General features: G+C 47.1%; 8 protein-coding genes and 1 tRNA gene. All 9 read right to left on the bottom strand.

Annotated elements, in window-relative coordinates; genetic code table 11:
• Positions 1-134 precede the first annotated feature (134 nt).
• Positions 135-494 (bottom strand): hypothetical protein, encoded by a 360-nt coding sequence (locus tag QZ311_RS11760; RefSeq protein WP_297068268.1) that lies wholly within the window; start codon positions 492-494, stop codon positions 135-137.
• Between the two features lie 4 nt (positions 495-498).
• The gene (locus QZ311_RS11755; RefSeq protein WP_297068264.1) at positions 499-1,086 is read right to left on the bottom strand and encodes a hypothetical protein; all 588 of its coding nucleotides are present in this window, start codon (positions 1,084-1,086) and stop codon (positions 499-501) included.
• A 2-nt stretch (positions 1,087-1,088) separates the two neighbouring features.
• Entirely contained in the window at positions 1,089-1,493 is a 405-nt protein-coding gene (locus QZ311_RS11750) for a hypothetical protein (RefSeq protein WP_297068262.1), read from the bottom strand.
• Positions 1,486-2,190, bottom strand: a complete 705-nt coding sequence (locus QZ311_RS11745) for a ParA family protein (protein ID WP_297068259.1) — start codon at positions 2,188-2,190, stop codon at positions 1,486-1,488. The genes QZ311_RS11750 and QZ311_RS11745 overlap by 8 nt, the downstream gene beginning before the upstream one ends.
• Before the next feature lie 202 nt (positions 2,191-2,392).
• Positions 2,393-3,967 (bottom strand): relaxase/mobilization nuclease domain-containing protein, encoded by a 1,575-nt coding sequence (locus tag QZ311_RS11740; protein WP_297068256.1) that lies wholly within the window; start codon positions 3,965-3,967, stop codon positions 2,393-2,395.
• Between the two features lie 73 nt (positions 3,968-4,040).
• Positions 4,041-4,430 carry a hypothetical protein gene (locus QZ311_RS11735; RefSeq protein WP_297068253.1) on the bottom strand — a complete coding sequence of 130 codons (390 nt, stop codon included), beginning with the start codon at positions 4,428-4,430 and terminating at the stop codon, positions 4,041-4,043.
• 1,380 nt (positions 4,431-5,810) lie between these two features.
• A tRNA-Leu gene (locus tag QZ311_RS11730) sits at positions 5,811-5,891 on the bottom strand.
• Positions 5,892-6,429: 538 nt separating this feature from the next.
• Positions 6,430-9,549 (bottom strand): InlB B-repeat-containing protein, encoded by a 3,120-nt coding sequence (locus QZ311_RS11725; RefSeq protein WP_286332156.1) that lies wholly within the window; start codon positions 9,547-9,549, stop codon positions 6,430-6,432.
• A gap of 436 nt (positions 9,550-9,985) precedes the next feature.
• A partial coding sequence (locus QZ311_RS11720) for a transposase (protein ID WP_297068248.1) occupies positions 9,986-10,257 on the bottom strand: 272 nt, incomplete at its 5' end.

Genomic DNA, 10,257 nt, shown 5'->3' with positions numbered 1-10,257 from the left:
ATCGGGCGTTAAAGGCAATGCAGGGCGTTAAAGGCAGTGTCGGGCAGTAAAGACAACTTAGTTCAATAAAGGCATCGGTTCGGGGAGAGAGGTATCGGGTGATACGAATATGGTTAGCGGTAAGTCAGTCGATGTCAGGCAGCGGACTCGCATCTGTGAACTATATCAGCGAGGTCTTTATCCATGCCTGTGTCAGCGGCTTTATTGATCTTGCAGAGAAGATTATCCACCGGATAACCGTTTGTCATAATCGGTTCCTTATATTTGGATGGAGCGTCCTTAGAAATTTCCGGTGTCGGTTTCGTGATAATGCGCTTTATCTCCACCGGTTCAAAACTTTCTGCAAGTCCGGATATGTCGATTTCGGTCTCTTCGGCCTTAGCATCCTCGCTTGCTTTTGCTTTGTTGGCGGCAAGAATATCCATCGTTATCATTCCGGCATAATACAGAGCCAGCAGAATGATGAGTAAAACTATTATTTGTCCGTAAAGCATTGTATCAGAAATTTACACATAGTTTGTCGTTGCAGTTATCCCAAGGCTCGAATCTCAATCCGAGCTTGCGGCCTATATCCTCGCGTGAATGGTCGCGTTCCATGTCGGGGTGGTAATACATGACATTCTGACCACGGATTACCAGATAGCCTGCCTTTTTCAGGGAGTGGCGCATCTTTATCCTCGGCTTGTTTGTAACAACCTTTATTCTCGTGATTGGCGGCAGGCCAAAAATCACACGTCTTTTCTCTCGTTTCATAATATCCTGACGGATACGGGAACGGATACTTTGTTCTTCTTTCTTGGTGCGCCGTAGGCCGAGAACGGCAACTATTCTTGATACGGAGCGTGACGATATGCCGGTTATGGCAGCGATTTCAGCATTTGAGTGAGAGCCGTGGAGTTCACGTACCCTTTCCGCAAAATCAAGCCATTCGGGTCTGATACCCTTTTCAAGACCGAGTTCTTTGGCTTTAAGTGATACGGTCTTTCGGTTGACGCATAGATGTTGGGCTATTGCCGTGTCCGTTGTGTGCGGATAGTTCTCTTTAAGATAGGCAATACTGTCGTCGGTCCAGATTGTCTTTTTCATATCTATTTGGTGTTATCGTTATCAAGAAGTGATTTGCTTTTCTTCCTGTATGCCCTAAGCCGGGGAAGATATACAGTGATGAATGTTCTCACGATGGCGTTTATCACATCGGAACGGCATTTGCGGTCAATGTCGCACTCATCAATAGAATCGGCAAGATCTTTGTCAATCATGCAGACTTTCCGCTCATCTTTTCGCTCCCTGAATCCGTATGCTGAAAGATTTGCCATGAAAGCGTCCCACATTCCGGTCTGGTCTTCCGGATTTTCATTATCGGGTAAATTATCTTTGGGCCTGGTTGTTGTCCCGTCAGGTTCATCGGACACCGTCTGCTGTCCGACAGGGGTAGCGACATGGCGTATGCTTCCGAGCAGTCCATCTATATCAGGGAATGTTGGCTTATCCATTGTTTGTTTCAATTTCAAGGTGTCCGAATATCTTGTTATATATAAGGTCGTAGGCTTCCTGTGTTATTTCCAGTTGACCGTCAAGATCTGAAAGCGTGCAGAATCGTTCCATGTCTGCTTTCATGCTTATTCGCGGTGTCACAAGTCCATATCGGCTGAAGGTCTTGCCTGTCTCTTCCCAAAGCTCCCGTTCAGTCTTTGTGCCTACTCTGGCATCGTGTCTGTTGGGAACAAGGATAAGCTCTGCGGTCATCTTTCGTCCCATAGCCTTTTTAAGATTTTGAATAAACGCTATGAATGTGGCGGTCGATGGAATAGTGGTGCGGTCATAATGGTAAGGACATATTATATAGTCGGAATTGGCAAACAGAGTCACAAGTCCCTGCTGTTTCAGGTTGCCGGGAGAATCAAAGATTGCCACACATCGGGTCTTGCGGATGTTTCCTATGAAATTGAACAGTGCGTCCTCCTTGCTTAGCGAGAACGGCAGCACCTCATAAGGGATTTCCACTTCTTCAGAACCATAGCGTTTCAAATCGCTTTCACGCCGTTGTGCGAGGCTTTCTTGTGAATCGCAGTCAACGACAATCACTGGAAGACCTTTCTTGACAAGAAAGTTTGCGAAGGTGACGCAAAGGGTGGTTTTCCCTACGCCTCCTTTTTGATTTGCAAATGTTATGATGATTGATTCGTCCATTGTGGTCCGTTTGAATTATTTATACGCAAAATTATTATCCGGAGGCAAGGCAACAGGCCTCTTTGGACACCTTTCTTAAAGACATTATCATTTTATGTTTTGAACATGACATATTATATAGGAATAGAGCCTTGAAGACATCAAAGGCGATTGTCTTCAAGACTCTATGTCACAATATTGGCATGGTAATAAAATTCCAACGCTATACTTTCAGGCTGTTTTCATCATCAATCCTGTCATAATTTCCACGGTAGCCAACCTCCCATTCCCGGTTTTCGCCTCGCCCGGAAGCTGCATCGCGCAGACCTTTGGCTTTTGCAGACAGTTGTCCCTTGCCGGCTCCGCGCAGTCCTCGATTGGATAATTTGGCCGGAGTTGCATTTCTAAACTTTCTACGGGCAAGCCTTTTCAAATCAAATCCCTCTTCCGAGAGGTTGATTACTTGCTTGGATGAGAAATTAAGGGCAAAATAATCCTCTCCGCTCTGACGTATATAGAACCCGGCGTTGCGTATTTCGGAACGCAGCTTAACTATGCTGTCATCGTTAAATAACCGACGCAGCTTGTCAACATCATTATAATAGTGTTGGCTTTTATTCTGAGATATAGTTACAAGTTCAGGCTCGTTCACCTTATATATACTGCACAGCAGATCCCGTTCAGCCGCAGTTGTCGGTTGAAATGATTCTATCCTTTTTATTTTGTCATTTCTAAGAATGGTTGCCGCCATAAAGTCTTTCAACGGTCGCATGTGGTTGCCATAATGAAGCACGCCACGTTTTATATATGCGTTGCTACGGAACAGTTTTTTATTGATGGCCCATGTATCTATGGTCGGATTATTTTCAAGAAGCCGGTCAATATAGGCATCTATCCGGGCAAGTTTTTCTTCGGGAGTGGTGAAGTCAAGCAGTGATTTTATGGAAAGTACCCATGCACCGTTATAAACCGCCTTGTTAGCATGGTCAACTATCATATATCCGTATGGGTTGTCCTTCCTGCCAAAAAATACAAGGTCAATACCAAGTTTGCGTTTTACCTCCTTCTGCAATTCCTGGCGGTCGGCACTCACATCACGGTATTTCTTAAGCATAGCCCACAGTTGCCTGCGTCGTGTCTTGTCAAGTTGCACCTTATGGAACTTGCCGCATATATCAGCATATCCAATCTTTGCCTGAACCGCTCCGTCACGTTTGACATATACAATATCGTTCTTTTCATAAACCTCATACCCCATTGAGGTCATAAGAGCTTTGTATTGAGCAAAGGTAGAGAATGAATAGCCGAGTGAAGCAGCAAGATCCTCTGCGGCTTTCGCCTTGAAATCCTTGCCGACAAGTTTGTTGAGTACTGCCTGAGAACGCACTCTTTCGTGATGGTCGCTGATTTTCTTTCCGTCCGGAGATATTCTGGATGTTACTATATGTATATGCGTGTTGTCAGTGTCGGTATGAGCATATACCAACAACGGCTGACCTTCGTTCCCATAGCCCATTTCCTTGAGATATTCGTGGGCGAATTGCAATAGTTCTTCCTCTGTCTTTTCATGCCCCTTGCAAGAAATGGCAAGGTGGAACTGTGCTTTTTTTATCCTTGAATTTCTGGAAGAGTAGGCTATCATATAATCCTGCATTTCCTTTGCAGTCGGTTTTGAAAGCACGCCGATATGTCCGAGGTTGCTCATTTCAAGAAGTCGCGCCACACCCTTTGCCACTTTTTTCTCATTGTATGCGACAGCATGGAAATTGGCACTCGACGGAAGAATAGTAGCTATCATCGCTCAATGTCTTTATGTCTTGGTTTCTATATGTCTTGTTCTGATATTTCCATAATATCATATAGACTTGTGGCTATGGTCTCAGTCTTATCGCTTTTCTGGCAATGTCAGCTTGTTCTGATTTGACTGCCTTAATCATCTTCTCCACACCCTCAATCATGGGAGCAAGTATATCCTTGAAATAACTCTCGGATAACAGCCCTGCAACAGCAAGCTCGTTGGCACGTTTGACCGCCTGGTTGAGATTGCTTCCCATCCATGAGAGTTCGTCCTGAAATTTTCTGCACAGTCTGGCTGTGTCATTACACAATTCAAGACGGGTTTTGGCGTCTGTGTCTGAAAACTCATTGACTGCCATTCTTATAAAGTTGCTGATGCTATGGTAGCGTTTTGATTTTTCACGTATTCCGGCTGCTTCCTCCGGAGTAAGTCTCATCTCAAATCTTTCGGTACGCTGCTTCATATTCTAAGATTAATTCACGAGGTACGAAGTGATTTCCCACCGCCACGGAGTGGTCGGCAAGTCGCTTTTCTACGGTCAAAACTTGGTTTTGTACGGAGAAAAGCACAACTTGCTACCTAAACTCTGCAACACTGGTACACTCCCGTCCTCAGTTCATTCACCCACGAAGTTACTCACCGCAACAATACCAATCATACGGTTTGGACACCTTTTATTGATTATACCTATATATATGTATATATGCAAGGCATCATGGCCATAATCCTGTATGACATCAAGACTATATGTCTGCAAGAAATATAAACTTCATTTCATCAAGAGACAAATTGATAATGCTATCCAACATTATTGCCTATGTAATATCAAGCCTGCAATATAAGCTATCATCATATCAGTATTTCATTATGGAACACAGTCATAATAAATGTATGCGCAATACATAGTGTCTTTATGGCTTTCAGGGAAGAAGTCAACAAGGCTTCAAGGGATAAAGAAATGGAAGCTCCGATACACGACAAAACGGCACAAGCTCTTGATTTATAAGGTTTTTTAAGGTCTGAAATTTGCTTAACTCGCTGATTTTTAGTATATTTACATTCCAATAATAGTGTTGGGACGTATTAAAACAAGACTGTCATGTTTGAACTTCTGCTTATGATTTTCCTTGTGCCGGTATTCACGGTGATATTCCTGCTGCTCAGATTCGGGCTGTATCTGCTGAAACTTTCAGCGAAGGGTTGTTTATGGATAGTCAGAACCGTTTTAAGGCTCGGCTGGCAATTCTTGGTTTGGGTATGGCATAAAATTTACCGAGCATATCGGTCACGCCACCCGGTCACATATTGATAAATCCGTCGTGGGTTGTTGGCAGGATTTTGACGTGACATGAATAGTGAGTCTGTTCCCTGCGGTGAGAGCTGTGCTGAATGTGGGGTAGAAAGTCATTCAGGAGGCAACAGCCGGCGCAAATGATTATGCGTGACATGATGTGAAATCAAATGCCTACCCAAATGCAGACCTAAACGCGATACCAAACGCAAAGGTGGATGCTGAAAAGCGTGATTTGTTCTAATTCTAAAATGATTCTGGACTTGAACCAAAGGCCGAAACAATGGATAGGAATAGTGGAATTGAATAGTGACAAATAAAAGGCAATGGAATTTCAGACCTAATATTTAACATTTATTAATAATATAAACACCCACTATCTGTTAAAATATTTAACGCTCACTTTTGTAATACTTGACCAACGGCCTAAAAAAACGCTGAATATCGGGGACAATTTTTGGATAAGAAATGATTTGGGGGACAATCGGGGGACAAAAATTAAAAGAGAAATCCCGTAACTCTTGATTTTCAATGAGTTACGGGATTTTACGGTGCCCAGAACAGGACTCGAACCTGCACGCCTCGCAGCACTCGCACCTGAAACGAGCGCGTCTACCATTCCGCCACCTGGGCAATAATTTATTACTTTTACACCCCCTCTGGGGTTTTGCGTTGCAAAGTTAGATTTTTTTTTCGAACTGTGCAAATTTTTCTGATGCAACATATCATGTTTTTTTACCGACACTCCATAAAATCATAAACAAAAGCATCCATAATACGCATAAACACACCAACAACCCACAACAAATCATGCCATTACGAAACACCCGCTGATATGTTTCAACATCACAGTCTGAAATAAAAAACTTGCATGGCTCACTCTATTTGAAATCTACGCGCTCTATTTGAGCTCTCTACTCTCTATTTGAAGTATCCACAATCTATCTACGCGAGTTCGGGATAAGGAACACCATAAAACACATCGTGCGCACTGTCCACCCGACTGAAACGACAGACCTCTGCTAAATTAATCAGCAATCAACATAAAGACGATGGCCATGTGTCAGGCACCACAATCTGACACATGGCCATGTTTTTATTCCGATAGCGAAAACGATGCCGGAAAGTCCAGTGGACTACAACACACTCGTTTTCGACACATACACACCTGTCAACGCGCCACAATCTTGCTCACCGCTCCGTCGCGGCTGCGGTAAATATACACGCTGCCTGGCCTTACAGCACTGCGCCCAACACGACGGCCATTGAGATCAAACCATTCTCCGTCGCCGCTTTCGGTCTCATCGCCGGCTACGACTGTAAGCGACGTCGGTATCTGCTCGAACTCACAACCGAGCGCCATATCACCCGTGACTACGATCGTTCCGTAGCCTGCCGACATATCCAGCGTCCGCCCGCCGACAGTTATCTCCTTCAGCCGATAACCTTCAGCCGCCGATGCAAACACATACAGCGTCGAGCCATAGTCGTGATATATCTCTGATGCCACCGGATCGCCGGTGCCGAGGCCATCGGCACCCACCGACCGATACACCGTGAGATTCCCGTGAAGATGACGCCCGATCAGCAGACGGTGACGGTCGATGGCAAACACCGCCGCTATATCGGTCGGGCTTCGCACCGAAAGGACGAATCCCGAGGGGGCATCAAGATAGCGGCTCAGCATCTCCTGACCGTTGACCGTTAAGGATTCAATATGATGATGGTCTGCCGACGACAGCACTACGCCAATCTTCGCACCGTCGGCAACCACAGTCCCCGATTCAAACGGAATGTCCGACATGGTGCATGTCATCGTCCCCTGCCCTATAGAACCAAACACCACCGGATAATCCGAAGCAAAATAAGCCACACATTCCATATCCGCATCGCCCGACAGTTCTATCTCCGGCTCATTCCATACCTCGCCGTTGACAGTCCACTCGACAAAGCGGTCATACTCCGATGCTGCAACGGCTCTTATACGCACCACTGCCCTGCTTGTGACCGACTGGACACCGACAGGCTCACCGACGATCTCCGCCCTACCCTTTGTCGGATCAGCCGAACGCACACTCACTGTGCGCTCGGCCTTGATTGCGTGATCAAACACCGCGACAAGCGACAGATCCCCCTGGCCGGGCCATTCAAAACGGCTGCCATCCCCAGGGCCTGAAGTACCACCCTCGTATATCCACCCCACGAAGGTAAATCCGGCTGACGCATCGGCATAGAACGCGTGCGACTCGCCATAGCGTGCCTCTACAGCAGTCACGCCGTCGCTGTCTATCCATACCTTGCCGCCGCTGCAGCCCTCCGGACTGCGGGAGGCCACACGCAAATGATACACACCTGTGGCATCAGACACAAAGACGCTCAGCAGTTCTGTCGGCCCCGTTACAGTCACACAGTAGGTGCCGTCCGGTTCCTGTCCAACCGGCACGCCGTTGACTTTGAGCTGTGAAGGCAGATACATCCTGTCAGCCGTTAACGTCACAGTTAGTCGTGTGCCCTCCTCCACCATCTCTCCGTCGGCTACCTCCATGCCATCGGCTGTTGTCACCGTCATCGAACCGTTGCCACCGTTGCGCAATGTCAGCTTATGACGCTCTTTCTGCGGATCATCAGGATCAACCGGAGGCACAGGATCAATACCGGCGACACTGAACACGGCCGTAAGTGTCGTATTGCCCCACACCTGATACTCCATTGAGGCTTCAGCCCCCACCGATATTCCACCGGCATTCCACCCCTCAAACACATAGCCATCTGCAGCAACAGCATTTATCATCATCCGATCTCCGGCCTCACAGCTACGCTGCACAGCCGTTTCATCATCCGCTATCCATACTTTTCCGCCCGACGTCGGACTTGCTGTCAGATTCACAAGCACACGGTTGTCATCCGGCATATCTGTGGCCGGCTGCATCGTCAGCACATGAAAGCCAAGCTCACCCGCCACCTCATGGACAAAACCTGTCAGATCCATCAGCCGCGTCCAATTTGCATCCCTCTTCATCTCAGTTGTGATCTCAAGCGAGTTGTTTTCATGCGAAAGTCTGATCAGCTGCTCGTCGTCGGGATACTGTCCGATATTGCGACACACCGGATTGACCATTCCCAGGTAGACATTGACACCTCGCAGCCGCAGCATACGGTTATTTGACGACTTGCGGTCGGCATACAAATCGGCAAATGCCACATCCGACACCGGAGCTTCACGCTTTGACCCCGATACTGTCACCGGAGCTCCCATAAGCACTATCTTAGGCGAACCGGCGGTAGAACTCACCTCATAACGTCCTGTCACATCCGACAAGACAGCACCCTCCTCCGGCTTCCAGTCGCCTGTATAAGCCGGATGATTTGACAACAGCAACAGTCGATCGCCATCGGTCACCACCGCATCTCGACTATTGCCTACCACAGCCACTACCGTCAGAGGCATGCCTATACTGACAAGTGAATTGACAGCCGCAGAGCCGTCAAGCAGCCCCGCCAGACTCTCCTGCGGCAGCACTGCTTCACAGATATCAGCACTGACCGAAATATCACTCTCTACTGCAAACGAGGCGCTACTATCGGCAGTCATAGCCATGCCATCTACCATAATCGACTGCACCACATAGTTCGAAGCCGGACGAACAGTCACCGTCACATACTTTCCATCATCTACCGTGCCACCCGAAACGACTGTCTGCCCATCACACACCACTTCTATCTCACCATGCGAAGGCTTCTCGTATGTCACTGTCCAGATCTTTACAAACCGTGCGGTCAATGATGTCGACGACTCCACCGAAAAAGTATAATCGGCCTCACCCGACATCTTCTTCTCACCATCATACCAGCCTTCAAAACGCGCTCCCTGACGCGCTACAGCCCTGACCGTAACCGATGTGCCGACCACGACTCTGCCAGAGGATACGCTCACTTCACCCATCTCGGCATCACTTGACGACACCGTCACATCACACTCCATGACAGCTACATTCTCTTTGGCAAATACCGCCACATATCCTATGTCGCATAGCACCGGATCAGTAGTATACTGCTCTTCGGTCGACACCTCTTTCCCGTTGAGAGTCCATCTGACAAACTCATATCCTTCTGCCGGCGTTGCAGTCAGCTTCACCACACCACCATCCGACACCACATTCTCCCCTTCATCACCCTCTACCTTCACACTCCCCGCGCCATCAATATTGACATATCCATCTACCGACCAACTTATCGGTGCGGACTTCACCTCTGAATCCTTGTCTATATATGCATATATGTCTGAACCCATACTTTCCAACATACCGACAAACAGATAGCTGTAGTTTTCTATACATGACGTAGCTCCAAAGATTGTAACTTTACCAGATTCCTTAATTACTGCTTTTTGTGACTGTATACTCTTAATCGTCCCCTTGAATCTTATCAGCCTGTTTGCATACTCTAGACTGACCTTTGAAGCCTCCACCTCCTCCGGAATCATATAGAAACGTTCAGCATCCGACAATGCGCGTCCGGAAAAAATACTTCCACAAGTCGATGTACATTTTAAGTAAGGAATATCCGACGCATGCTGAACTTCACATACCAAATTGGTTAACTGTCGGAGTTTTTTTCAAATAGCAAAAAAAGTTTTTTTCAAATAGCAAAAATTCCGATAGAGTCCAGACACAAGAAAGGCGATCGTCAAAAACTGACTGATCGCCTTTCTCTACGTTCAACAACCATCAAGCATCTTCATCGCGCAGCATATCAAGTTGCGCTTGCGTGATTCGTGGCTTTTTGACTTTTGGCACGGGTTCACATGGTTTCATTTCAGGCCTACGACTGGCAGTTCTGATGATCGCCATTATGCGTTGTTCGCTCAAAAAGAACTCCTGCTCTGACAGTACGCGCAGCGCGTCATCAAATCGGAGGCGTTGAACTTCCGTCCAGTAATGATAGCGTCTCACCAATGCCGCGTCACGCCTTTTTATCAGGCTTACACTTCGTCCTTTTT

It is taken from the genome of uncultured Duncaniella sp. (assembly GCF_910578445.1).
GTDB lineage: Bacteria > Bacteroidota > Bacteroidia > Bacteroidales > Muribaculaceae > Duncaniella.
Note: the sequence above shows the minus strand (reverse complement) of the source record. Positions and strands in the feature narration are given on the sequence as shown.